General features: G+C 41.3%; 24 protein-coding genes and 2 pseudogenes. 4 read left to right on the forward strand and 22 right to left on the reverse strand.

Annotated features, from left to right (window positions below; translation table 11 throughout):
• Positions 1-27: 27 nt before the first annotated feature.
• Positions 28-1,044, reverse strand: coding sequence for an acyltransferase family protein (locus R4Z09_RS28465; protein ID WP_338450027.1), 1,017 nt, complete (start codon positions 1,042-1,044; stop codon positions 28-30).
• Between the two features lie 302 nt (positions 1,045-1,346).
• Between R4Z09_RS28465 and R4Z09_RS28470 the strand changes: the two genes are divergently transcribed.
• Complete coding sequence (locus tag R4Z09_RS28470) at positions 1,347-1,571, forward strand: hypothetical protein (protein ID WP_338450028.1); 225 nt, start codon at positions 1,347-1,349, stop codon at positions 1,569-1,571.
• 137 nt (positions 1,572-1,708) lie between these two features.
• Here R4Z09_RS28470 and R4Z09_RS28475 read toward each other — a convergent pair whose 3' ends face one another.
• The 15 genes from R4Z09_RS28475 to R4Z09_RS28545 all read right to left on the reverse strand — a co-directional run bounded on the left by R4Z09_RS28475 (position 1,709) and on the right by R4Z09_RS28545 (position 16,533).
• Complete coding sequence (locus R4Z09_RS28475; RefSeq protein WP_338450029.1) at positions 1,709-2,716, reverse strand: biotin-dependent carboxyltransferase family protein; 1,008 nt, start codon at positions 2,714-2,716, stop codon at positions 1,709-1,711.
• Positions 2,717-3,601: a 5-oxoprolinase subunit B family protein gene (locus R4Z09_RS28480; RefSeq protein WP_338450030.1), complete on the reverse strand. Its 885-nt coding sequence runs from the start codon at positions 3,599-3,601 to the stop codon at positions 2,717-2,719.
• Entirely contained in the window at positions 3,594-5,669 is a 2,076-nt protein-coding gene (locus tag R4Z09_RS28485; RefSeq protein ID WP_338450031.1) for a sigma 54-interacting transcriptional regulator, read from the reverse strand. Before R4Z09_RS28485 ends, R4Z09_RS28480 begins: the two co-directional genes overlap by 8 nt.
• Before the next feature lie 101 nt (positions 5,670-5,770).
• Positions 5,771-6,394: a nucleotidyltransferase family protein gene (locus tag R4Z09_RS28490; RefSeq protein WP_338450032.1), complete on the reverse strand. Its 624-nt coding sequence runs from the start codon at positions 6,392-6,394 to the stop codon at positions 5,771-5,773.
• The gene (locus tag R4Z09_RS28495; protein WP_338450033.1) at positions 6,391-7,218 is read right to left on the reverse strand and encodes an XdhC family protein; all 828 of its coding nucleotides are present in this window, start codon (positions 7,216-7,218) and stop codon (positions 6,391-6,393) included. The genes R4Z09_RS28490 and R4Z09_RS28495 overlap by 4 nt, the downstream gene beginning before the upstream one ends.
• Positions 7,219-7,252: 34 nt before the next feature.
• Positions 7,253-7,576: an XdhC family protein gene (locus R4Z09_RS28500; protein WP_338450034.1), complete on the reverse strand. Its 324-nt coding sequence runs from the start codon at positions 7,574-7,576 to the stop codon at positions 7,253-7,255.
• 352 nt (positions 7,577-7,928) lie between these two features.
• On the reverse strand, positions 7,929-8,786 hold the full coding sequence (locus R4Z09_RS28505; protein WP_338450035.1) for a xanthine dehydrogenase family protein subunit M: 858 nt from the start codon (positions 8,784-8,786) through the stop codon (positions 7,929-7,931).
• Position 8,787: 1 nt separating this feature from the next.
• Positions 8,788-11,133, reverse strand: coding sequence for a xanthine dehydrogenase family protein molybdopterin-binding subunit (locus R4Z09_RS28510; protein WP_338450036.1), 2,346 nt, complete (start codon positions 11,131-11,133; stop codon positions 8,788-8,790).
• Positions 11,130-11,645 carry a (2Fe-2S)-binding protein gene (locus R4Z09_RS28515; protein WP_422392323.1) on the reverse strand — a complete coding sequence of 172 codons (516 nt, stop codon included), beginning with the start codon at positions 11,643-11,645 and terminating at the stop codon, positions 11,130-11,132. Before R4Z09_RS28515 ends, R4Z09_RS28510 begins: the two co-directional genes overlap by 4 nt.
• A gap of 39 nt (positions 11,646-11,684) precedes the next feature.
• The gene (locus R4Z09_RS28520) at positions 11,685-12,131 is read right to left on the reverse strand and encodes a carbon monoxide dehydrogenase subunit G (RefSeq protein ID WP_338450038.1); all 447 of its coding nucleotides are present in this window, start codon (positions 12,129-12,131) and stop codon (positions 11,685-11,687) included.
• Positions 12,132-12,208: 77 nt separating this feature from the next.
• Positions 12,209-12,973, reverse strand: coding sequence for a 5-oxoprolinase subunit PxpA (locus tag R4Z09_RS28525; protein ID WP_338450039.1), 765 nt, complete (start codon positions 12,971-12,973; stop codon positions 12,209-12,211).
• A 54-nt stretch (positions 12,974-13,027) separates the two neighbouring features.
• The gene (locus tag R4Z09_RS28530) at positions 13,028-14,380 is read right to left on the reverse strand and encodes an acetyl-CoA carboxylase biotin carboxylase subunit (protein ID WP_338450040.1); all 1,353 of its coding nucleotides are present in this window, start codon (positions 14,378-14,380) and stop codon (positions 13,028-13,030) included.
• Between the two features lie 47 nt (positions 14,381-14,427).
• Positions 14,428-14,676 (reverse strand): acetyl-CoA carboxylase, encoded by a 249-nt coding sequence (locus tag R4Z09_RS28535; RefSeq protein WP_338450041.1) that lies wholly within the window; start codon positions 14,674-14,676, stop codon positions 14,428-14,430.
• A complete protein-coding gene (locus tag R4Z09_RS28540) occupies positions 14,669-15,667 on the reverse strand; it encodes a biotin-dependent carboxyltransferase family protein (protein ID WP_338450042.1) in 999 nt (332 codons plus the stop codon). Before R4Z09_RS28540 ends, R4Z09_RS28535 begins: the two co-directional genes overlap by 8 nt.
• Positions 15,664-16,533 carry an allophanate hydrolase subunit 1 gene (locus R4Z09_RS28545; RefSeq protein WP_338450043.1) on the reverse strand — a complete coding sequence of 290 codons (870 nt, stop codon included), beginning with the start codon at positions 16,531-16,533 and terminating at the stop codon, positions 15,664-15,666. The genes R4Z09_RS28540 and R4Z09_RS28545 overlap by 4 nt, the downstream gene beginning before the upstream one ends.
• 381 nt (positions 16,534-16,914) lie before the next feature.
• On the opposite strand from R4Z09_RS28545, the gene R4Z09_RS28550 reads away from it, so the two are divergent.
• Positions 16,915-17,094, forward strand: a complete 180-nt coding sequence (locus R4Z09_RS28550) for a hypothetical protein (protein WP_338450044.1) — start codon at positions 16,915-16,917, stop codon at positions 17,092-17,094.
• A 249-nt stretch (positions 17,095-17,343) separates the two neighbouring features.
• Here R4Z09_RS28550 and R4Z09_RS28555 read toward each other — a convergent pair whose 3' ends face one another.
• Positions 17,344-17,826, reverse strand: coding sequence for an HAD-IIIA family hydrolase (locus tag R4Z09_RS28555; protein ID WP_338450045.1), 483 nt, complete (start codon positions 17,824-17,826; stop codon positions 17,344-17,346).
• Between the two features lie 400 nt (positions 17,827-18,226).
• Here R4Z09_RS28555 and R4Z09_RS28560 point away from each other — a divergent pair.
• Positions 18,227-18,774: pseudogene (locus R4Z09_RS28560) on the forward strand (FUSC family protein).
• 728 nt (positions 18,775-19,502) lie between these two features.
• Positions 19,503-19,666: pseudogene (locus R4Z09_RS28565) on the forward strand (IS4 family transposase); the annotation flags it as partial.
• A 540-nt stretch (positions 19,667-20,206) separates the two neighbouring features.
• Here R4Z09_RS28565 and sfnG read toward each other — a convergent pair.
• From sfnG to R4Z09_RS28590, 5 genes are all read right to left on the reverse strand, one after another.
• The gene (gene sfnG, locus R4Z09_RS28570) at positions 20,207-21,271 is read right to left on the reverse strand and encodes a dimethylsulfone monooxygenase SfnG (protein WP_338450046.1); all 1,065 of its coding nucleotides are present in this window, start codon (positions 21,269-21,271) and stop codon (positions 20,207-20,209) included.
• 318 nt (positions 21,272-21,589) lie between these two features.
• Positions 21,590-22,714, reverse strand: coding sequence for an FMNH2-dependent alkanesulfonate monooxygenase (ssuD, locus tag R4Z09_RS28575; RefSeq protein WP_338450047.1), 1,125 nt, complete (start codon positions 22,712-22,714; stop codon positions 21,590-21,592).
• A 49-nt stretch (positions 22,715-22,763) separates the two neighbouring features.
• Positions 22,764-23,306 carry an NADPH-dependent FMN reductase gene (gene ssuE / locus R4Z09_RS28580; RefSeq protein WP_338450048.1) on the reverse strand — a complete coding sequence of 181 codons (543 nt, stop codon included), beginning with the start codon at positions 23,304-23,306 and terminating at the stop codon, positions 22,764-22,766.
• A gap of 50 nt (positions 23,307-23,356) precedes the next feature.
• Entirely contained in the window at positions 23,357-24,544 is a 1,188-nt protein-coding gene (locus R4Z09_RS28585) for an acyl-CoA dehydrogenase family protein (RefSeq protein WP_338450049.1), read from the reverse strand.
• A 98-nt stretch (positions 24,545-24,642) separates the two neighbouring features.
• A complete protein-coding gene (locus R4Z09_RS28590) occupies positions 24,643-24,990 on the reverse strand; it encodes a hypothetical protein (protein WP_338450050.1) in 348 nt (115 codons plus the stop codon).
• Positions 24,991-25,076 lie beyond the last annotated feature (86 nt).

Below are 25,076 nucleotides of genomic sequence, written 5' to 3' on the forward strand. Positions count from 1 at the left end.
AACGTCCCGCCGTTATCACGATCCGGATTAAACTTTGGGTCGCGGTGCCTGTCCCCGCGTCCCTTTTCCTAAGATATAGGGGAAATCATTTTTAATAAAAGAAGCTACAGGCGCTATGGTGATAATACTGATGATTGTATAGATTATTCCAAGCGAAATTTTGATTACTACTGATTCATTATCCAAAAACTTTTTAAATACCATATCTAATATACTAAACACAATACTTTGATGTAGCGCCAGGTAAATTAGAGAGTTTCTTCCTATATATTGAAAAACCGTATTCGTTCTGATGATCTTCTGCACAGCAATGAGGAAGGCCATAATGCCTGAAAATGCTGCAACGACAAACAAAACATAGTTTCCATATTGACTCTCGTACATATCTACCCTTTCACCAGAAAGCTGATAGTTAAGATATCCAGTCAGAATGTTTATGAAACAAAAGATCAGGAATACCTTCATATTTAAAAAATAGCTTACTTTCTCAGTGCTTTCTTTATACATATAACCTGCACCGAAAAAAAGAACAGCTATCAGAGCGGCATCAATATTCCATGGTAATGGTTCCTCCAAAAACTTACTACATACATAACCCATAAGTGACGAAATAATAAGTGCGATAATAACGAAAAGATTTGTTTTGAGCCTAGTTTTTATAAAATAAAACAAAAGCTCAGTTGTAAATAGACAGGTAAGGAACCAAAGTGCTCCAATATGAACCGTCCAGTCCGTATTTCTCTCCCCAATGATCGTCCCTAGTAATGGTTTAAACAAACTGCCGGAGTAATCGACATCACCAATTTTATACCTAAATAGAAACCAAACATATACGATAATGGAAAAAGAAAAATATGGGACTATCAGGGATTTAAATTTACTAGTAAAAAACTTAGAAAAACGTTGATACTTCGTTGGCGAAAACAGATAACCTGATAAGTAAAAAAATAAAGGCATATGAAAGGTATAAATAAAAGCTTTCAGATGCTTTGGAATGTGATCATGAGCAAATATCACTAACACCATACCAATTCCTTTACCCACATCCAACCATTCCAATCTACGCTTCACAAATAATCCCCCTTAATGACCAAACTAACGTAAACAAGTTAATAACTTTTATTATTACCTTTTCACAAGATAATCTTGCTTTATTTCTTTTCTAAAAATGAAGATATTCTGCGACATAGTTTCGTTGGTATTGAATATAGCGCTGAAAATGGGGGCTTTTTGATGATGAATGGGGAATTGAATTTTAATAGAAACAAAGGTCATTTTAGTTTACAGAAAAGTCTGTTATTATTTTACTTAGTAGGTTATATACCCCAATACATGGAGGTGCTGTTATGACGGGGACTATTGCTGTAATTATGGTATTTGGAATTCCAATCATCGCTATCATTACAACGCATTTACAAAAACAGTCAAAAATAAAAGCCACTATGGTGAAAGACCAACTGGAACTGGAAAAACTCAAACACAAAAACTATCTAATTGAAACGGAAAAAATGAAACTTGAGCTTGAAAAAATGATGCTGCAAAGTCCTAAAGATGAGGAAAAATTCATGTAATCGAAATTCAGCACTATAAGCTATAGGATGCAGGAGCTGAAAAAGCTGTCATTACGACAGCTTTTCTTGTTTAATCATAATGGGTGATCATTCAACTGAAACTCCATGACAGTTCTGCTATTCATCCATATCAAGCTTCAAATAGAAAATGAAGCAAGAGAACTGTCCCCGCGCTTCCTTAGCAACTCAACCAATCCTTCAAGCTTTTGTTTTCGTTCATTGCGGGCTTGGATGGCTTGATCAATGGTAACGGCGATGAAGCGGCATTTGGATAATGGTCTTGATTGGGCAATGAGGTCGAGATCGGGACTAATAACGGTGCCAATGGTGATAAATCCCCCGCCTGTTGTCGCATCGTTTTGTAAGACAATCAGTTCTTCCTCGTTCGTAAACAGCACAGCACCGATTGGGTAAGCGATATCGACTACATTGGAGAAACTATTTCCTGCGCCAAATGGGGGACGTTCAGAAAATGACACTTTTGGCCCTTTATAGCGATAGGCCACACGATTCGATTCTTGTGAAACCGTCCATTCGGAATTTAGAAATGTTTTTAAAGCCATATCATCCATAAGGTATCCCGTAATTCCTAATGTGACCCGCAGCTCTTGAAAATCGGGAAAATCCGGAATGTATTCAGACGGGATGGTTTTCCCCACCTGAAGCATGGCATCAGACAATGGTTCATTTATGTCGATGATATCTCCGGCCTGTAGCTTCCTACCTTGAAAGCCGCCAATCTGACTTAATTCATAAGTCGATTTGCTGCCCATCACATCTGGAACATTAATACCGCCTGCAATACATAAATAGCTTTTGACCCCCAGCCTGCATTCTTTTATTATTAAATAATCGCCTTCTTGGACTTGATGTGCTTCCCAGAAGGAAATGGGCTTGTTATTGAGATAAGCCTCCATTGGCGCGCCTGTTAACGCGATAATGGAATCTTTTTGAAACGTATACTCGCCGCCAATGAGCGTCATCTCAAGTGCAGCCAAGTGCTCGGGATTTCCAACAAGCAGATTGCCAATCATATAGGAGTACTTATCAGCAGCGCCTGATGGAGAAACACCAAGATGATACTGCCCATGCCTTCCCATATCCTGTACGGTTGTCCAAAGTCCAGGTTCCATAACTTCAATCATTTAGAAACCCTCCATCAACTCTTGAATATACCGTTTACCTTTTTCGATATATTCCAGTGGTGAAAAGATCATTTTCTTTATTTTAAACCGATACGCACCTGCTTCTACCTCACTCGTAATCTGATGGTACTGCGATTCATTGACTGCACGATACTTCCAAATATCCCCTGGACGAGCTAAAAAAGACGTTTCCTTTAAATCAGCTAATTGCCTTTTCGGATCAAAGACGGGTACAGCTGCCCTTCCAATCAATTGATAACTTCCCGGCCCGCTGACAGGGTAAATCACATTGAACGCACCACCAAGACCTATGCCTCTCTCGGGTGTTTCTGTCCTTGGACTATGATATTTAGGAGCCTTAAGAACCTCGCTTGGCTCCTGCCCAAGAGGAAAATGCCAGGCAGTTCCCGGCAGAAAGCCAACCATTGTAATGAAATAAGGCGTCCCTGAATGGTATTCGATGAATGCTTCCTTATCCGTAAAGTTGTTCACCTTCATCACAAAATCGAAATTAGATAACTCAGGCTCGGGATGGCGATTCCGAAAACGATAGGAACATTCCCGTGACACAGGGTCATCATACCATGCAGGAATTTCAATGATTCGAACAGAAACATGCAGCTTTCGCGGATCACTTTTCGTTAAATCAATCTCTTTTAAACAATCCAGCAAATCTCTTGCTGAAATCATATCTGGATTATACCTTACTAAATACGAGGAATTGGCCGAAACAATATCAATGATTCCCGACAGTTCTCTTCTCCTAAGCTCATTCGTGACAGCCAATGCTTTAAAATTACTCTCAATTCTCATATCACGTGAGATTTCACCATAAATATACTCATCCCCGCCAAAATGGAAGTGGGTTTCCGGTAGATTAAACATGAGGATTCACCCTTCTTTCAAGTTTCAGCTTTTTGATCCGTCTGCTGAGTGTTGCCGGACTCACTCCAAGCACTTTCGATAAATGGTCTGCTGTTGGATATTCCCGCATGCCTTTTTCAATTAATTGAGCTTCCACTTCTTCCACCGCATCCTTAAGCGGCATCAGTTCAAGGACAAATAGCGGCCGGTTCTTTACTTCCAATTCACCATATAGATAGTTAAGTACATGCTCCCGCTGAATCCATTCTCCTTCTGTCAGTAAAATTAAGCGCTCAACAATATTCTGCAGCTCCCTCACATTTCCCGGCCAGGAATATGTCTCCAACACCTCGATGGCCTCCGGTGTAAAGCTTTTTCTAATCTGGTACTTTTCGGTGAATTCCTCTAAGAAATAAATCGACAATGGCAGGATATCCTCTTTCCGGTCGCGTAGGGCCGGGATACGAAAAGGTATGACATACAAACGATAATAAAGATCCTCACGAAAGGTCCCTTGCATAACCATTTCCCGTAAATCACGGTTTGTCGCTGTTATGATCCGAACATTGACAGGAATCGGCCGCACCCCCCCGATTCTCGTAATCTCTTTTTCCTGCAGTACACGCAATAGTTTTACTTGCATATTAAGCGGCAGCTCGCCAATTTCATCTAGAAACAGCGTACCATTATTGGCAGCTTCAAATAATCCGGCTTTTCCCTTTTTATCAGCACCGGTAAATGAACCCTGCTCATAGCCGAAAAGCTCACTTTCAATCAGACTATCAGGAATCGCTCCACAGTTAATCCGGACGAAAGGCTGCTTCCTGCGGGGACTTGCCGCATGAATTTGCTGGGCAAATACCTCTTTTCCAACACCTGACTCTCCTTTCAATAAAACGGTGGATTGAAACTGCGCGACACGTCTGATTTCTTTCACCAATTGCTCCATTTTTTTGGAACGGTAGATAAGCCGCTTATCTTTATCTGTTATTTCAAAACGATTATGTAAAGAAAGGTCTGCTTCGTCCAGGGAATCTGCCTTAAGCGATGGGCTTCTAGGAGTGATATCCCGTGAAAGGACGACTACCTTTTCTAGCTTTCCTTCATAATAAACGGGGGTTGCCACCGACCAAAATCTGTCGCCCCCATCGGACTCTTGAATCGCTGTCACTTTTTTCTTCTGCTTCTGACATAGCTCAAAGACATTTGGTTGAAACACTTTCCTCGTAATAAATTCCGCAATATTCTTCCCAATAACCTCCTCAGCAGAATCGACCTTCCATAGATTTTGTAAAAATGAGCCTGCCACGCGAATGATGGTTCCACGGTTATCGATGACAAGAATCTGCTCTTGCGAAGAGGCATAAACGGCCTTTAAATCTGAATTTAAATTGCGGACAAAATCTAACTCTCGGACCGCCTCTTCAAACACCTCTTTTGCGAAAAAAACATGTACGAGCCCTGTGATTTGTCCATTCTCTTTCAGCGGATAGAAATTGCCGCTTATTTGTTTAAAATTAATAGAGGAATTTACGCTGAAAATGGACTCTCCTTCCATGACCTTTTCAATATCTTTGTCATTCGTCAGGAGAATCTTATAATTTCGATGCATTAAAAATGTACAGGAGATACCCAATATATTCTCTGCTGTTTCATTCATGAACTCAATTTGATAATCCACATTTGTTCTGACAATCCCAACGCCAGCACCATGTAATAGTAGATTGATATCTTTTAACCTTAACTCATTGATCGTATGCCGTGCCTCTTCAATAGAGGTGTAACCTACGATTTCTTCCTTTTCATTTACGCCAATGATTAAAGAGGCATTATGGTAAAATTCAATCGGAGAAGACTGCGGGACTTTCAAAATATCATTTCGATAGGTAATCAATTGCTCCATGTTCAAGGACTGGGCCAGCTGTTGGAGCAAAAGTTCCTTTGTATAATAACCAACAATTAATTCTTGATCCGTAACAAAGGCAATCTCTCCATGGTGAACAGAAAACTGTTGAACGAGATCACGAATCGTGCTATCAACACCAACAAAGACGGAAATCGGTTTTAAAAGATCCTTCCAAATAATCAACCTTTCCCCTCCTGTTCGAAGAAAAAACTCCATAACTCTATTATACTTCTTTCCATTTGGAAGGGAAAATAAAATACTGAAAATACAATATTTTCTGTCTATTATAGCTTTTTAGCCTCCTCATAGATTTCCGGTGTATCAATATCATATATAATACCACGGTCATCAACTGGAAAGCGGCGGCGGCAGGCTATTTTATTCATCATGGCCTTTCCTCCACGATCCCCTTGAAGCCGTTCAATGAAACTGCGATCTAAATGGCCAAAAAAAACAGGATGCCCTGTTATACCGTTATACTCAGGCTGGATAACAAAGCTTTCCTTGCAATCAGTAAGCATTTCCATACCTGCATGAAAAATGGATTGTACAGTTTGTTCGGCAAGGAAAGGCAGATCACCAAGAAAAACCATAACACCTGAACTCTGCTGATTAACAGAGACCATGCCTGTTTTTAATGATACGCCCTGCCCTTTTTCGTACTCTTCATTCATCACCCAACGAAAACGAGGATCACTTACTAAAATCGATTGTTTTATTTTCGCAGCCTCACAGCCAACGACGGTAATAATCTCCGCAAAGCCCTGTGAAATAGCCCTTTCAATGGCATGCTCTAATAGCGGGCGTCCTTGTAAAAAGAGTAATTGCTTTGGCTGACCCATTCGCGATGAGGTTCCCGCTGCCAAAATAATAGCGGAAATCTGCTGTCTTCCGTCCTTGTTACTCATACATGTTCCTTTTCCTTTACACCTGCCGGCTGATGTATCGTGTCAGACCCTTTCAAGAATCCACCTGTGTGACCGTTCTTTAACGCAATCATTTCCGCTAAAATACTCATCGCAATTTCCTCCGGTGTGACAGCACCAATATCCAACCCAATCGGACTGTGCATTCGTTTCAGCATTTCTGGAGCAAAGGTAACTCCTTCATCTTCCAACGCTTGTAACATTCGCATTCTCCTAGAACGCGGACCAAGTACACCTACATAGGCCGCAGGGGATGGAAGAACAAATTTCAACGTTTCCTGATCTTTTTCAATATGATGATTCATCACCACAATATAGGTTCTGCTGCTAATTTTTACTTTTTCAACAAATTCATCTGGTTTGGCTAGGATTTGATTGGTTCCGGGGAAACGCTCCTCATTATTATAAGCATCACGCTGATCGATGACGCTTGTGTTGAACCCTAACGAAACGGCATATTTGGCAACGGGAATGGCATCATGACCAGCACCGAAGATCAACAGTTCCACAGGGGGAATATACACATCGATAAACACATGGATCTCCTTTCCTTCCGGCATTGTAAATACCCGTGTCTCCGACTTCGGATTGGATTCAGTTAATTTTCTCCGCGCCAGTTCAGATACACGCAAATTCAGCTCTTCATCTTGTAAATCACCGATACATTTATACTCTTGTGAAATAAATAAACGGCAAGGTTCATTGTCTGCAAATGGTTGATTGATTGGTAGGATAGTAGCCAGAACACATTCCTGCTCTTCCTGCACACTAGCTAACCATGCCTCAAATGGTGATTGCTTCCCCATTTTTAACCCTCCTTTGAATTTTCCTTTATAGAGTTTACGGCCTAACAGGTTCGATAAAGATTTTAACCGTACCGGGGCAGCCCAGTCCAAGTCCCCAGACCACATCCTCACCAAGATCATATGTTTTCAAAACAGGGGTTCCTGTCTCTATCACGGACATTGCTACTTCAGCTACATCCGACTCAAGACAGCCGCCAGAAATCACTCCAGTTAAATTGGCATCCTCATCAATCAGCATTTTCGTCCCCTCTCTTCGATAGGCCGAACCCGAAACATTGACGATCGTTGCTAAAGCAGACCGTTTGCCCAGCATCTGTGTTTGGCGAATCGCCTCCAGCAATAATTCATGATCAGTCATTCTATGTCCTCCTTCTTTCTATTAGGAAAATAGGGGCTTCTTGTAAAAGATCCCCCCTATTAAATTACTATTTTTAAAATAGATTCTGTTATTATTCATTGTTGATTTTCGTGTAGGTATATAAATTCATAGGCGGAGAATTTCCGTCTAAATGTATATAGTGGAGACTTATTAGCAGATATAAGCGGAGATATTCCGATTAACTGCTCTAAATAAGACAAAATCCAAAGGTTTGGATAATATAAACGGAAAAACCCCCTTTATTCTTAGGAAAATATAGGTATTTCCAAATATTAACGGAATTTTTCCGTTTATTTTTCAAAGGAAATCAACATTCAGTTATAACAGAGCCTTATAATAAAACAGACTTCAACGCTCTTTCCGTATACACCTTACAAAGATTTTCTCTATACTCTGCTGAAGAGAATAAATCATGCGCCATTTCAACATTATCAGCAGCGTGTTGGGATGCTTCCTTAATCAATATTTCTGATAATGGCTGCCCTAAAAGTCTCTCTTCTACAGCCACTGCACGGTAGGCAACGTCCCCAACACCTGTGATCGAAACTTTTGCATAATCGATTACATTATTTTTATTCACACCGGCAATAACCGCGACACCGATAACCGGGTAACCGGATGCCGGATGGGAAAATTTTAAATAAGCGGATTTCGTGTGGGCCGGCGGAATTGCAAAGGAGATGGCCGTTAAGATGCTATTTTCAGGCAGCATCGTGATGAGCGGGCCGATCACAAAGCTTTCCATATCCATTGTTTCCAAGCCGTCTTCTTTTTGAATCATGATTTCAGACTCAAGGACATGGGCAGCGGCCGGTAAATCTGCGGCAGGATCGGCATGGGCAATATTCCCGCCAATCGTCCCCCGGCTTCGCACCTGTAAATCACCGATTTGACGGACCGTTTCCGCCAAGACAGGAATATGTTCTTTCACAATCGGATCATTGGCCACTTGGTAATGGGTGCTGAGCGCGCCGATTACGATACGATCCCCAACTTTACGAACACCCTTCAGCTCGTCAATCCGGCTAATATCAATTAACACTCCTGGCTCTGTTAAACGAAACTTCAAAAGCGGTACTAAGCTGTGACCTCCGGCAATGAGCTTTCCTTCCCCATTACACTGCTGTAATTGCGTAATCGCCTCATCAATTGAATGTACGCGGACATAATCAAATTTAGAAGGTATCAACTTACATGCCCTCACTTTCCGAAATGGCACGCCATACTTTTTCAGGTGTAAGCGGCATTTCAATGTCTTTTATCCCATATGGCTCTAATGCATCCATAACAGCATTCATGATGGCAGGTGTGGATGCCGTCGTTCCAGTCTCACCGACACCTTTGGCCCCAAGCGGGTTAACAGGGGATATTGTTTCGGTAAAGGCTGTTTCAAATGTAGGGAAAAAGCGTGCCTTTGGCATGGCGTAATCCATGAATGTACCTGTTAGGTTCTGGCCATCCTTGCTATAAACAATTCCTTCCCATAAGGCTTGACCGATTCCCTGGGCTAGACCGCCATGCACCTGGCCTTCAGCTGTCAGCGGGTTGATGACACGTCCTACATCATCGACTGCCACATAACGCTTCAGTTCAATTTGCCCTGTTTCTTTATCCACTTCTACAACGGCAATATGTGTTCCAAATGGATACACAAAGTTTTCCGGATCGAAAAACGAGGAGGCTTCAAGGGATGGTTCTAACCCTTCAGGAAGATTCCATGCCATATTCGCTGATTTGGCAATCTCCTTGAAGGTCCGTTGAAAGTCTGGGGATCCTTTAACAGAGAAAACCCCATTTTCAAATACAATTTCCTCAACAGATGCCTCAAGTTCATGTGCAGCAATTTTCTTAGCCTTTTCTATGACCCGGTCTGCCGCAATCGCCACAGAGGAGCCTCCTACAGCTACCGAACGGGAACCATATGTCCCCCAGCCCATTGAAACAGACTTTGTATCACTAAAAACGAGTTCGATATCATCAAGCGGGATACCCAGTTTTTCAGAAACAATTTGCCCGAATGTCGTGGCATGTCCCTGTCCATGTGGCGAAGTGCCGCAATAAACAGTAACACTTCCACGAGGATGAACACGAACGGTGGCATTCTCCCATATACCGCCTTGGAAACCGATGCCGCCTGCTACCTTTGACGGTCCAAACCCGCATAATTCCACATACGTGGAAAAACCAATACCAACTAATTTTCCTTGCTTTCTTAATTCTTTTTGTTCTTCTCTAAACTTTTGGTAATCAACGATTTCCAATGCCTTCTCTAGCGGCTTTTCATAGTCCCCGCTGTCATATACAAGACCTTGTGCGTTTGTAAAAGGAAACTCCTCTCTTTTGGCCATATTTCTCCGTCGGATTTCCACAGGGTCCATCCCGATTTCTTTTGCGAATAAATCAATCGCCCGTTCAATCTGGTAGGTGGATTCCGGCTTTCCAGCACCGCGATATGCATCAGTTGGTGTTGTATTGGTGTAAACCCCAAACGTTTCACACATCGCATAGGGAATTTTATAAATACCGGTAATCATTAACCCAAAGTCGATCGTTGAGACACCTGGTCCCATTGTTGATAGGAAGGCCCCGACATTATGGGTGTTGGTCACGCGAAGGGCCGTTAACGTGCCATCTTTTTGCCCGTAAAGTTCAACATCAATCACTTCATCGCGGCCAAAGTTAGCAGCCGTAAAATGTTCACTGCGCTCCTCAATCCATTTCACTGGACGGCATAGGTCGCGGGCAGCATAGCCGACAAGCGCTTCGTCAGGGTAGACACCGATTTTCCCACCAAAGCCGCCGCCTATGTCAGGAGCGATGACCCTTAATTTAGCCTCTGAAATATCCAGTATTTCTGATAAAACCATCCGGTGAATATGCGGATTTTGCGAGGTGCACCAAAGGGTTAGTTCACCGCTTCCCGGATTGTACTGACCAATGGCCGCACGGGTTTCAATCGGACTAGGGGCAACCCTTTGGATGTAAAAGCTTTGCTTAACCGATACCTCAGCCTTTTCGCAAACCTCTTCAGGCACGGCACCTGCCATCCAATGAAACGCAAGATTATTCTCGATCTCATCATGGACAAGGGGAGCATTTGCCTTCATCGATTCCTTTTGACCTATGGCAGGGTCAAGCGTTTCATATTCCACATCGATTAAATACATCGCATCTCTGACGGTATAACGATCTTCCGCGATCACAAGGGCCACACCGTCCCCTACATAGCGGACACGCTCAATCGCCAGCGGATATTGCGGTCCTTCTTTTAAATCACAGCCTGGAACATACCATGAAGTAGGAACAGGACCAATTTTTCCTTCCAGATCCTTTCCGGTATAGACCGCGACAACACCAGGTAGCTTTAAGGCTTCTTCGATATTGATTTTTTTGATGACCGCATGTGCATGCGGGCTTCGCAGCACAGCAGCATGCAGCATGCCAGGGAGTTGAATATCATCTGAAAAATTCCCATTTCCCGTAATCAGCTTCGGATCTTCTTTTCGCTTTAAGCGGGCACCAACAACCTTTGTCATGATGGGCGCTCCTCCCCTACTAATTGAACTTTCGTTTCAGCCTCACTCATAAGCTGTGCCGCATGTTTCACAGCATCGACAATAAATTGGTAGCCGGTACAACGGCAAATAACCCCTTCAAGTCCTTCACGAATGTCTTCATCACTAGGATTAGGATTTTGCTGTAATAGACCAACCGCTGCCATCATCACACCAGGAGTACAATAGCCGCATTGCAGTCCATGCTTTTCCCAGAAGCTTTGCTGGATTGGATGTAAATTCCCCACTTGTCCAAGACCTTCTACTGTTGTTATCTCGGAACCATCCGCTTGAACGGCCAATAATGTACAGGATTTCACCACCTGTCCATCAACCATGACGGTACAGGCCCCACACTGACTTGTGTCACAGCCAATATGCGTACCTTTCAAGTTCAGCTCATCACGGATAAAGTGTGCCAAGAGGGTTCTTGGCTCCACATGTACACTTCTTTCTTTTCCGTTGATTTTCACCGTTACATTCACTTTTTCAATTTCCAATCATTGCACCTCCTAAATGATTTCGTGATTGGATTACACAATCTGCTTTGCCTCTTCATCAATTTCCTTGAAAAATTGTCCAAGCACGACTTTTGCTACACCACTCATGACTCTCTGTCCAACAGATGCGAGAACCCCCGTTAACTTTACTTCTGCACTACATTGAAGACGAGTACCTTCCTCTGTTTCTTCAAAAACCATTTTGGCATCTGCATCAATCTCACCTGGTTTGCCCTTGCCCCGTACCAGTAAACGATAGGATTCAGGTTCATCTCGGTCCACTTGCCGGACATCACTTGTAAACAATCCCTTAACAGGTCCAATGCTGATACCAAGCTCTGACGTAAAAACATCTTCCTGCACTTCTTCAAACGACTTACAGCCTGGTAACGCCCTTTGCAACACCTCCTTATTTTGAATCGTTTTCCATAACACGTCCCTTGGAATCCCTTTAAAGGTATAGGTATGTTCAATGTTCAATACTTTCGCTCCTTTGGTGTTGTTTTTAAAATATTCAAATATTTCTTTGCGGATGTTCTCCCATTTATAGGATTTTTTTATAGGATTGTATGAATGGGGGCCACTTCGATGTTGTTTTCTTTTAATGCTTCAACGATTTTCTTTGCTAACTTTGGTGCGCCTGGTGTATCTCCGTGGATACAAATCGTATCCGCTTTAATCGCTGCATCTTTGCCATCGTACGTCAGGACGCGCTCTTCTTTCACCATCCGTACCACACGCTGGGCCATGGCATCATAATCTGTAATCTCTGACCCTTTTCGTGTCAGGATAATCGAGCCTGTTTCTGTATGCTCACGATCGGAATACGCCTCTCTTGCAAAAGGTACACCCATTTTGATGGCTTCTTCTATTACTTCGGATTGATTCATAGCAAAAATAATCATCTCCGGATCAATTCTATGCATGGTTTCTAAGATGGCTCTTGCCAATTCCTTATCTTCGCCTGCTTTCATATATAAAGCCCCATGCGGTTTACAATGTTGAATTCTAACCTTTTCTGCAGCGCAAAACTCTCGTAATGCCCCGACTTGATAGAGGATATAATCTTTAACTTCTGATGGCGTACAGGTCATATAGCGCCGGCCAAAACCTAAAAGATCAGGAAATCCGGGGTGCGCACCGATTCCTACACCATATTTTTTCGCCAGTTCCACCGTTCTTCTCATGACATGCGGGTCACCCGCGTGGAAGCCGCAGGCAATATTGGCTGAAGTAATATAAGGCATAATCTCTTCGTCATTGCCCATTTGATAAAGACCAAAGCTTTCTCCCATATCACAGTTCAAATCTACTTTATACATCCTTTCACCTCTCCCTAATCAAACAAGCATTTGTTGGCATGATCATGGTAAACCTTAATTTTTCAGTAAGGTCCCTTGGTTTTGTGTAAGAAATTGCGTGGTATAATCTCCGCCAATAAATTGGTCGTTCTTCATGATTTTTACAAGGAGTGGCTGATTGGTCTTGATGCCTTGAACGTTCATTCCTTCAAGCGTTTTTCTCATCTTCTCAATGGCATGATCGCGATTGAGGCCATGAACGATGATTTTTCCAATCATCGGATCATAGAACGGGGTTACCTTGCTGCCGCTTTGAAAGCCGAAATCATATCGGGCCTCCTCTGGCAATTCCATTGTGGTAATCACCCCCGGGCTGGGGAAGAAGGTAACAGGATCCTCTGCATAAAGTCGGCACTCAATCGCATGGCCGGCTTTCGTGATCTCTTCCTGTTTAAATGGGATTGCTTCTTTTGCCGCAATCTTCAACTGCAGTTCCACTAAATCGAGCCCTGTTATTTCTTCGGTTACTGGGTGTTCTACCTGCAGACGGGTATTCATTTCGAGAAAATAGAAATCCTTTTGTTCGTTAAAAATAAATTCCATCGTACCGACATTCCTATATCCGATTTGCTTCACACCACGAACCGCTGCTTCCAACAGCCGCTGTCTAAGCTCCTCGTCCAAAAATGGCGACGGGCTTTCTTCAATAACCTTTTGGTTTCGCCGTTGAATCGAGCATTCCCGCTCATATAGATGGAGCACATTCCCATGCGCATCAGCAATGACTTGGACTTCAATATGACGCGGCTCGGAAATCCATTTTTCGAGAAACACCGTGCCATCATTGAAATAAGAGCTGGCTGTCTGTCTTGTCGTATCAAAAACCTTGATTAACTCATCCTCGTTCTGCACAAGCTGCATCCCGATCCCACCGCCGCCGGCACTTGCTTTTAACATGAGCGGATAGCCGAGATCGTCTGCAATCTTGATTGCTTCCTCGATGGAATCAATACTTTGATCCGTTCCCGGCACAACCGGAACCCCCGCTTTTTGCATTTGAATCCGGGATTCCAGCTTACTACCCATCAGACGAATCGTTTCAGCGGAAGGGCCAATAAAAACAATATTCTCCTCTTCACAACGCCTAACAAACTCAGGATTCTCCGAAAGAAAACCATAACCTGGATGAATGGCATCGGCATTTGTTTCCTTCGCTGCCTGAATCACTTTTTCCATATTCAAATAGCTTTTTTTCGCTTGGGACGGTCCAATACATACGGCCTCCGTTGCCTCGCTGACATGCAGCGACTCAGCATCTGCCTCAGAATAAACCGCGACTGTTTTAATCCCGATTCTATGACAAGTACGGATAATTCTTCTGGCAATTTCGCCTCTATTTGCAATCAGTACTTTTTTAAAATAGGCCACCCGTGTTCCCCCTCCTTTTTGCTAAAAGATTCTTCTATAAAATCGCTTTATTGTTCAATAATGACTGCGATTTCCTGTCCAGCATCAAGAAGCTCTTCATTCTCAACAAAGTATTGGGAAAGGATGCCTTCATTCTCTGCTTTTATCTCGTAAAAGCTTTTCATTACTTCAACAAGTCCGATGACATCGCCGACTTTGACATAGCCGCCTTCTTTTACATATTCCTCTTTATCTGGTGCTGGCTTACGATAAAACACGCCAGGAATGGGTGAGATTACTGGGTTTTGATTAGCCATTTTGAAATCCTCCTACTTGTCCTAGTACTTGCTCTTTTATTTGGTTGATTCTGTTCTGGTACTCTTTCCGAATGTTAAGGGCTTCATGAATATCAACCGCAACAAAGCGGACTTTCTCATTTGTTTTGATTTGTGCCATTTTATCTAAATCGGTGCTGATAATCGTACAAATGGTAGCATACCCGCCTCCTGTTACCGCGTCATTTAATAAGGCAATCGGTTCAACACCATCTGGAACTTGAATCGACCCAATCGGATAGCCTAAATCCACCACATTGGAAGGGTTACTTCCGGCGCCAAATGGCTGTTCACGCTCGACAAAGTTCAAGCGCTCCCCTTTAAAACGATAGCCCACCCGATTGGCCTCAGGTGTAACGGTCCAATCAATTGAAAAGAACATCTCTTTGCTCTCCTCTGTTAATCGATAACTGCACAACCCAACAACCACCCGAACTTCATGCTGCTTTGAAAAGGTCGGTATGAGGTCATCACTAATTCGTGTTCCCTCCGCGATCGTCCTTTCGTAGTCATCGCCAATTTTCAGCACATCACCTGCTTGAAGGGCACGACCTTCATAGCCGCCGATCCCGCATAATGTGTAGGTGGCGCGTGAATCCATCACAAGCGGCACGTCAATTCCCCCGGCAACGGCTAAGTATACGCGGGCCCCTTGTTTGATAAAATCGAATGACAGGACGTCGCCTGCTTCCACTTGCAGCGTTTCCCACATGGCGGCCGGCTGGTCGTTGATTTTCGGCTGCATCACTCCACCTGTAACAGCAATCACCGTATCTTGTTGGAACTCTAGCACCGGACCCATATAAGTAATCTCGAGAACCGCAGCCTTTTCATTGTTACCAACTAATAGATTACTAGCTATATAGGAATACTTATCCATTACACCCGATGGGGGCATCCCTACCTCGTAATAGCCAATTCTCCCAAAATCCTGTACGGTTGTTTGAAGACCAGGACTGACGACATTAATCATGCATACAACCTCCCTAATACAGACTCTGAAAACGCTTTTGGATTTTCAAGCACTTCATGCGGTTTGAACGTAATTTCCTTTGTTAAATAGCGGAATTCACCGCTTCCTACCTGTTTACGAATATCTTCGTATTCCTCCATCGTAATGCTGCGGTAGCGGAACACATCTCCTTGTCTTGGGAAGGTCATCGATTCTTTGAAATCATATAACCGCTGTTCTTTTTCAAAAATAGGTGCAGCCGCCGTCCCAAACAGCTGGTAACCGCCTGCCCCTTGTACCGGGTAAATCACGGCAAACGCCCCGCCAAAGCCAAAAGCCCGCTCCGGTGTAAATGTTCTCGGACGTACATATTTTGGCGCTTCTATTTGCTGTTCGTTCGGTACCATTTGATAGCACCATGGCAGCCCAGGTACAAATCCAATCATTGAAACAAGATAAGGGCTGTCAGTAATCGCCTTAATCAGTTCCTCCTTTGAGTTGAAACCGTTCGTGCGCGCCACATACTCAAGGTCTGTCGATGAGGGGTCCTGGTGTCGATCCCGGAAGCGCATTAATGCCTCATGTGTCCAAGGGTCTTCAAATAAGACCGGTACATCAACAGCCCGGGCAGTGATTTCAAAGTTCTCCAGCGAAACCTCCTGCTCAAGCTCTTTCAATTTTGCAATTAATATATCAGGCTGTATCATGTCAGGATTAAAACGAACCATATACGATGCATTAGAAGGACAAATATCTAAAATTCCTGGTATTTTCTCCTCTCTTAACGTCCTCGTGATCGCCATCGCCTGAAAGTTCACTTCCAAACTCATTGCCTCAGACAATTCCACAAAAATAAACTCGTCACCGCCATATTCATAACGACTCAACAAACGTCACCTCGCCATAAGTTAGTTAACACTAACAACATTGTTGCAAGTATCATGCCAACTTGGTTTTTGGTTTATTTTTCAGATTATTCATACACTTTTAGAGTTAGCTAGTCTCCTAATCTTTCAGAATTGAAATTGTGTCTTTCATTTTTGAAAGATTAAGGAAGCATGGGGTGGTTTGAGATTGCTGAAAAAGGTTAAGCTACCGGGTTACGTAGGGACAGGTACCGTGACCCAGTTTTCTCAACCATACCATTCCGGGTCACGGTGCCTGTCCCTGGGTTCCAAGGTGCAACTTTTCAGTCCCTCAATTTTACATTTTCAATAATCAAGCAGATAATATAGATAGATCATTATAATGAAGAAAGGTGAAATACTTTGTCTGATGAGAATAAATATAACGGATACGACACATCGATTGTTTACAACTACACAGATTATCCCGATAAACAAGCAGGACGTTGTGACAACTGCGGTCATTCTAATTTCAAAAGTACGGCGAAGGATTATAAGTTCATACGAGAATGCCGGAATTGTGGAATGAAAAAGTCCATTTAGCGGTAACACAAACATTGGAGCGGGTCCGTAAGACTTTCATGTTAAGCAGGCTAAAAGAAATATAAAATTTGAATTTTTATTTTAACCTTTCAAATTTCATTTTGACTAGCTATGATGTATTTAACAAATCAAAATAAAGGCGGTTTTGGATTATTTTTAACCTTAGGTGGGTTGTTTTAACTTGAAAGATTTTGACTCATCTATTAGGAGAATACATGAAAACGCAGGAGCAGTTCTGGTGTATCACCATCAGAACTGCTCCTGCGTTTCCCTTACAGTTAACAAATAATCAATGAATTCCCTAACTGCACCCTCTCCACCGTTTCTTTTACAAACAAAATCAGCAATGTTTATAACCGAATGGACTGCATCTGCCGGACATCCTATCAATCCACATAGCTTCATGGATTCGATGTCATTCTCATCATCACCAATATAGGCGAGTTCTTTAAGATCATATTCATATTTATCTGCTATTTGTCTTAATATCTTAACCTTATCTTTTATACCTTGATGAACCTCAGTAATTCCTAGCTCTTTTGCTCTCTTTTCTACTATTCCCGATATACGACCTGTAATAATGACAGGAACAATATGTTGAGTTTGAAGTTTAACAATTCCTAACCCATCTTTTACGTTAAAAGCTTTCATCAATTCTCCTTGAGAACCGATATATATTTTTCCGTCTGTAAGTGTTCCATCGACATCTAAGACTAGCATTTTTATATTCATAACCATACCCCTGCATTAAAATATTAAGTAACTAAATTCTCCGACTACCATTCTATTATAAGGAATGGATTGGTTCTCGTCTCGGTCTATTTGAAACTACTAATTGATTTAAAATTTAATCAAACATTTGTTTAAATTAACCAGCAAAACAAATTGGGTCGCGGTGCCTGTCCCCGTGTTCCTGCGCAAATTTCGACAAATTCCAAGTCGTTCCTGTGACTTTATTTGAAATAACATAAAGGTTTAGATATACTTAGTTTATAATGCCGATGCAGTCATGAATGAACCAACAGCTAAAATTAATCAAGTGATTCGAATTACGAGACCCTCACTTAAGACCACCTTTAGTGGAGCTCTTGATAAAAATTCCATTGTTTTTATTTCCTCTTTGCGATTAAGTATGATCACGATCATTGCTGCTATTATAGCCTATGAATTTGAAATAGTACGCTCCTATTGGGTACCTTTATCTTGTGTAGCCGTTATGTCTGGCTCTACTCTTGTGGCTACTTATCATCGTCCGATTCAAAGAGGAATTGGTACAGTCCTGGGATCTTAATTGCTAGTTTTATACTCGCCATGCAGCCATCTGGATACATAATAGTCCTTTATATTTTACTTTTGACCATGATTACAGAGCTTTTTATTGTGAAAAATTATGTATTAGCTGCATTGTTCTTTACACCAAATGCTTTACTTATGGCGGAAAGCACAACTCAAGGAAGCTATACCTTTCGCCATGCCTTTGCGATTATTTCTCATAAAAGTAAGGTAGATATTTATCAAATAATGCGTTCACTAGGACATGAAAAAATTGAAACGACTATGATCTATTTGGAAAAGATTTTTGAAAAAGAACGACATGCAATTCACGGTTGGAATCCTGAAGTATTTGGGGAGTATATAATAGAAGAAACAAGAAAATCAATAATTCACTCTTTAAACTGAAGTTTTGAAAAAAAAGTGAATTAAATTGAAGTTGCAAACTTCGAAAAAAAAGTGCAAAAAGAGTATGTTTTGAAAAAAGGGTTGTTCGGAAACTAACGGGGCGTTTTTGGAATTTCATTTATTTACTATTTACCTATTATTTCCGGCTCTGTTTTCACTTATTAGTCCTACTCTTCAAACTTAAATAGATGAATTGGTTTTCGTGCTAACTGGCTGAAGCCGACCGAGAACTCATACCAAATAGGGACCCTCCTATCTGTCTCGGTCAAACCAACAGTATAGCACGGAAAACAAGCCTCCTTGTATAGCGCTCTTCCTTTTGTTGCCTCCCTTCCAAGCTTAACCAAATAGGCATCACCAAAACCTCCACTATTTCTTCTTTTTAACCGGTGGATTCTGCGCTATAGCTACCTGTTTTTTCGTTTCTAGCATGTCCTACATAACCTCGATTAGTTGCTGATCTCTCTTATTCAATGACTTTTCTATATAGCGCTACTGCACTTCTAATTTGGCAAGCAATTGCTGGTTAAACGCTAATTGTTGCGACTTAAATTGTGAAACTACTGAATTTTAACAAAATGCTACTTTATGCTGTTAATCCAACAGTTAGTGGATACAATTCACTCGATTTTGGGATAACGTCACATATCCATCAAGCTACAGGCTTCCCCAAAAATGAAAAAACGTTATTCTTTCAGTAAAATACTCGAAAAGGATCACGTTTTTTCATGGTTCTCTCGGTTTCTGAAGAATTACATCTATTCTCACAAGAATTACAACGTTTTCTATCTCCAACCGTCCTGAAAGAAATCACCAAACAAGTGGCTTTGTACAACGATCTAGTAAGTATCAAGCAAACGGACTCATTGCCTTTTGCGTATGGGTTAGTCAGTGTCTTCGATTTGATCAAGACAAGCTTGTACCCTCCTCTCCAAATCATGAAACTGCTCATTAATTCGACTAAATACACTTTCCTATTTATCTCGAACTTAACCAAAATGATAAAGGAAACCAACCTTCCTTTTTTATTGCATCGGTCATCGTTTGTAGGACCACATACTTTTCGTCACGCATTTGCGATTATCTCACATTTAAGCAAGGTAGATGTTTATCAAAATATGCGCTCAACAGGGCATGAGAAAATTGGGACAACCATGATCTATTTAGAGAAAACCTTTGAAAAGGAACGACATGCAATTCAGGCTTGGAAACCTGATGTTTTTGGGTAGTATATTTAAATAGAAGGAACTCGGAAAGACTATAAGATATAAATACTAGCTAGAGACCTGGAGCAAAAGGAATCTAGCTGGTTAAAATGCAGTACAATTTTAGTACTAATTCGACTACTGATTCAATTGCTAATTGCACTACTGATTGTAATTTTGTACTTCAAAACCCAACCCGTTATCCTTCTATGGAGTTTTTATATTTTTCAGGAAACTACTAACTCTTTTTCTTTAACGATTGGAATGACCTTCTCTCCAAACGCTCTTAGGTCTTCTTCATAGTGAAGAAACCCTGTCAGTACAATGTCAACACCAATTTTTTTAAGTTCAATGATGCGGTCCGCCACTTGCTCGGCTGTTCCAATTAATCCTGTTTTAAAGCCATCATTATATTGGACAAGATCTTCAAAAGTGGATTCTGCCCACATTCCTTTTCCTTCAGGCGAGGATGCCCCTGCTGCTTGGACAGCACTTCTAAATCCTTCTACTGCATCACTATCCGCATTTTCGACTATATCACGTAATACTCTTTTGGCCTCTTCTTCTGTATCACGGACAATGACGAAACCATTTACGCCAAATTGAATGTCCCCTTTTCCATTCACCTTTCTTAAAGCTCTTACTTCCTCTATTTGTTCCTTAATTTTTTCAAGAGAGCCACCATTCATAAAATAGACATCTGAAACGCGTCCAGCCATTTCTTTAGCTGCTTTGGAATTGCCTCCTTGAAAGATTTTTGGCGGATTAATCGGTTTTGGTTTTAATGGTGCGTTGTTTAACCGGTAAAAATCGCCTCGATAATTTGCCTCTTCTTCTGTCCACATTTCCTTAAGAACTTCGATAAATTCTTCGGAACGTCGATAACGTTCGTTGTGGTCCAACCATGGTTCTCCATAGCCATGGAATTCACCTTTAAACCAGCCACTTACAATATTAACAGATGCACGCCCGTTACTAATATGGTCAATGGTCGAGATGATTTTCGCCATTACACCTGGATGCCATAGACCAGGCAGCACGGCTGTAATAATGTTCAATTTTTTTGTCACAGCAGCAAGTGCAGAAGCAAGTGCAGCTGCTTCTAATTGATTTTCTGCACCATAGCTTGCAAAAAAACGTGTTTGTAATAGAACATAATCAAATCCAATTTCTTCAGCAATTTGTGCATAGCGTTTATTATCTTCAAAGGTCCAGCCTGTTTTTTGTGGTAAACGAGAAACGACTAGACCGCCACTAACGTTTGGTGCCCAATAAGCAAATTGTAAACTCATGAAATTTCCTCCTTTATATTAGAAAAATGATATTATAGAAAAAGAGGCTCAAATCAGAATCCTACATGAAAGGAATCGACTTGAGCCTCTGGTAGTCCAGTCGGCTATTGTAGAAAAAGTACTTTCTTTTTAAATAATATTAAACCTATCGATTAAGGTTGTTTTAAAAATATAGTTTAGCATATTAAAAGAAAGATTCTCTCTCCTCTAGAAAGTGAATGAAACAGAATAAGTGCATTCTGTGTCCAATTAGAAACTAGGATTTATAAAAAAAATCAAAAACCTCTAGTTTTCTAGTCGGTTCTTCTATTATTATTATTATTTAACAACTGCCGGTTTTATATCACCACCGAACGGACTTAAGAAGGTTCGTTGATTTGAAGTATCCTTTTGTTGTAATGGCAGTTTAGGGAATAACAATTCTGCTGTTGTATAGGCTTCCTCTAAATGAGGGTAGCCTGATAAAATAAAGGTCTCAATGCCTAAATCCGCGTATTCTTTCATCCTTGCAACAACCGTATCGGGATCTCCTACAAGAGCCGTACCTGCACCTGTTCGCACTAAACCTACACCCGCCCATAGATTTGGACTTACTTCTAATCGTGCACGGTCGCCTTCATGCAGGCTCGTCATTAAGCGTTGACCTTCTGAATCCATCCGCTTAAATACTTTTTGCGCTTGGGCAATTGTTTCGTCATCCACATGTTCAATGAGCTTATTAGCCGCTTCCCATGCTTCCTCTTCTGTTGGACGGACAATGATATGCAGTCGTATCCCGAATTTTAAAGTTCTTCCTTGAGCTGCAGCAAGCTCACGCATTTTATTGATTTTTTTCTCCACTTGAGCTGGCGGCTCACCCCATGTTAAATAGACATCAACGTGCTCTGCAGCCACATCTAAGGCAGCTGGTGAAGAGCCTCCAAAGTATAGTGGCGGATATGGTTTTTGAACCGTGGGGTATGGTAATTGTCCCCCTTCAATTTGTAGATATTCTCCTTTTACATCGACTTCTTCTTCTGTAAATAATTGACGCCAAATCTTTAAAAACTCATCGGTTAACTCATAGCGTTCATCGTGATCTAAAAAGACGCCTTCTCCTGCCATTTCTACTGGATCTCCCCCCGCTACCACATTAATCAACAAACGGCCATCCGAAAATCGATCCAATGTGGCAGACATACGTGCTGCAAAGCTTGGTGACATTAACCCTGGGCGTACGGCAACTAGATACTTTAATTTTTTGGTTACCGGTACAAGTGTAGAAGCGACAATAAATCCTTCTTCGCAAGTTTTCCCCGTTGGAATTAACACACCACTATAACCTAAATCATCGACAGCTGTGGCAATTTGCTTGCAATAGTCATACGTTGCAGGACGCGAACCCTCACTCTTATTTAATTGGCGAAAATCACCGTTTGTAGGAATGAACCAAAAAATTTCCATTTATATACCACCCTCTCTATCTATCATTCTATCTTAATTAACAAGTGTTTTATTTTATCGTTTCTTCCCTTGGCAGCTTATTTAATAAATTGTTCAAAGCTGCTTTTAGTCTTTGTTCGATTTCTGGGTCAGCAAAAGCAAGCTGCTCCTTGTAACTAACTTGTGAATCAACCATATAGACTCCATTAACGATTTCCTGACTGCCTAATACTGAAAACACTGGATTAAAGGCATACTCTATTGATAAAAGATGGGAAAAGGTTCCACCTGTTACAACCGGGAGAACGACTTTATTCACAAGTCCTTTTTCTGGAATTAAATCCAAAAATGCTTTTAACACGCCTGGATAGCTCGCCTTGTAGACCGGACTTACAACAATGACTCCTTGAGCCTGTTGTATTAGTGATTGAGCCTTCTTAATCTCCGAACTATTGAAGTTAGCAAATAATAAGTCTTCTGCTGGTAAATCACGAATATGAATAGTATTTACTCGCTTCCCTTCCGTAACTAAAATATTTTCTAAATAGCTAGAAATAGCAGAACTTCTAGAGGGTTGAGACGGACTACCAGAAATAATAACGATATTTGACATGTTTCTTGTCTCCTTTTCTTTGTTCTATTTCATTCATTTATTTATTGATTTTAAGAATAAGGTGTAATCTCAGGCAACTGATCATTTAGAGCCCAGTTTCCAAGATCCCGAATTTTATATTCAATTGGATCATGCAGGGTATGAGTTCTTACATTACGCCAAAAACGATCGAACCCATACCGTTCTGAAGTAGCCCTTGCTCCCATCACCTCAAACATTCGATTTGTTACCTCTAATGCTGTTTGGGTAACGGAAACCTTTGCTGTGGCAATCTTTATCCCACATTCTCCTCGCTCCTGTTCTGTTACTGACCTCTCTTTTTCCCATGCTTCTTGTAAAGCATCTACCGCTTGTTGAGCTAATGCTTCAGAGGCCTTTAACTGAACGAATAGATCTCCATATTGGCGAATATTATAAGGATCACGCTTGGCTTCATCTATTCCGGAAGTCAACCAAGGACGAGAAACATTTTTTGTATAACTCTTAGCTTCTTCGAATGCTCCTTCCGCCACACCAAGGAGAACATGAACTAAAATCGTTTGCGCAATATGTGTCCGTAAAGTAGGAAACAGATTTTCTCGCTGTTGTTCGTAAAAATCCAGCACCTCCTCTTTTTCTAGCAGCACATCATTAAAAAGGACGGATCCACTGTCTGTTTGACGCTGACCAAAGCTATCCCAATCACCATTTATCACTATTCCTGTTCGTTTAGTTGGAATAACAGCAATAACAGGTCTATTATGTTCTGGATTTTTGGCTGAAATAAGCAGTTGATCTGAATCTGTAGCGCCGGAACAAAAGGATTTCTTCCCATTCAATCGAAACGAAGTACCTTCTTGCTTGACTATTAAATTTTCATCTCGAGGATTAAAGGCATTGCCCCAAAACCAATCATTTTCAGTAGTTTCCCGATAAAGCTTTTCTTTTTGCTGTTCTGACCCGTATAGATGAACAGAGGTCAAGCACAAAAAGTGGTAACCGAATAAATGAGCCATCGAGCCATCGATTTTTGCCAATTCACGGATTATGAGAAAAATCGTTTTCCAATTCTCACCATGTCCCCCTAACGACTTTGGAATGATAAGAGAGAGTAATCCGCTTTTACGAATGAGATCACGCTCCACCTTTGCTGTTCCACCTTGTTTATCCCGCCCGATTGCCGTTTTGGCAAATTCTTTTGCTAATGAATTAACGATCTCAGGGTAATCCTGTTTTGTATCTTTTGCCGCTATACTCATGTCTGAAAATCCTCCTTTTTTTCTCCTAACGCTGAAAGTCAATCCCTAAGAGGACTCACCATCCTTTTACTGGATATTACGGACAGAAAATACTGTGTTTAGATTATATATTTATCGCTTTCCGATTCCTTCATAAACTCTTGGAGCTTAGTAATAAGTCCGCCATTTCCAAATCGTATATACTTATGATGATTCTGTTTTAAATTCGATTCTGTAACAAATTCCAAAAAACCTAAAAGATAGATTCTACGGTGAATAATATTCTCTATTCCATTTTGATAAAACCAGCGATCTATCGTGTTATATACTCCCTTATTTACCCTATATTGCCTCTCACAAAAAAGAAAAAAATCTATATCTGGTAAGTTGAGATACTCGCTTCTTTCTGGATTTCCCCTTTGTACTTCTTTAGAATGTTCTAATAAGCTAACTTTTTCTGTATTCATATGAAATACCCCTTAGTCATTGATGTATAGAACGATTGTTAAATCGTAAGAAGCCTTTTTCTTTTCCTGTCATAGTTAAAGGTCTC

The organism is Niallia oryzisoli, assembly GCF_036670025.1.
Taxonomy (GTDB): Bacteria; Bacillota; Bacilli; order Bacillales; family Cytobacillaceae; genus Bacillus_BD; species Bacillus_BD oryzisoli.

Coding starts and splice junctions, on each gene's coding strand:
- R4Z09_RS28540 (WP_338450042.1), bottom strand. CDS start 15,667: ATGATTAATGTCGTCAGTCCTGGTCTTCAAACAACCGTACAGGATTTT.
- R4Z09_RS28590 (WP_338450050.1), bottom strand. CDS start 24,990: ATGAATACAGAAAAAGTTAGCTTATTAGAACATTCTAAAGAAGTACAA.
- ssuD (WP_338450047.1), bottom strand. CDS start 22,714: ATGGAAATTTTTTGGTTCATTCCTACAAACGGTGATTTTCGCCAATTA.
- R4Z09_RS28470 (WP_338450028.1), top strand. CDS start 1,347: ATGACGGGGACTATTGCTGTAATTATGGTATTTGGAATTCCAATCATC.
- R4Z09_RS28585 (WP_338450049.1), bottom strand. CDS start 24,544: ATGAGTATAGCGGCAAAAGATACAAAACAGGATTACCCTGAGATCGTT.
- R4Z09_RS28500 (WP_338450034.1), bottom strand. CDS start 7,576: ATGACTGATCATGAATTATTGCTGGAGGCGATTCGCCAAACACAGATG.
- R4Z09_RS28495 (WP_338450033.1), bottom strand. CDS start 7,218: ATGGGGAAGCAATCACCATTTGAGGCATGGTTAGCTAGTGTGCAGGAA.
- R4Z09_RS28555 (WP_338450045.1), bottom strand. CDS start 17,826: ATGAATATAAAAATGCTAGTCTTAGATGTCGATGGAACACTTACAGAC.
- ssuE (WP_338450048.1), bottom strand. CDS start 23,306: ATGTCAAATATCGTTATTATTTCTGGTAGTCCGTCTCAACCCTCTAGA.
- R4Z09_RS28535 (WP_338450041.1), bottom strand. CDS start 14,676: ATGGCTAATCAAAACCCAGTAATCTCACCCATTCCTGGCGTGTTTTAT.
- R4Z09_RS28490 (WP_338450032.1), bottom strand. CDS start 6,394: ATGAGTAACAAGGACGGAAGACAGCAGATTTCCGCTATTATTTTGGCA.
- R4Z09_RS28475 (WP_338450029.1), bottom strand. CDS start 2,716: ATGATTGAAGTTATGGAACCTGGACTTTGGACAACCGTACAGGATATG.
- R4Z09_RS28525 (WP_338450039.1), bottom strand. CDS start 12,973: ATGTATAAAGTAGATTTGAACTGTGATATGGGAGAAAGCTTTGGTCTT.
- R4Z09_RS28510 (WP_338450036.1), bottom strand. CDS start 11,133: ATGACAAAGGTTGTTGGTGCCCGCTTAAAGCGAAAAGAAGATCCGAAG.
- R4Z09_RS28480 (WP_338450030.1), bottom strand. CDS start 3,601: ATGTTTAATCTACCGGAAACCCACTTCCATTTTGGCGGGGATGAGTAT.
- sfnG (WP_338450046.1), bottom strand. CDS start 21,271: ATGAGTTTACAATTTGCTTATTGGGCACCAAACGTTAGTGGCGGTCTA.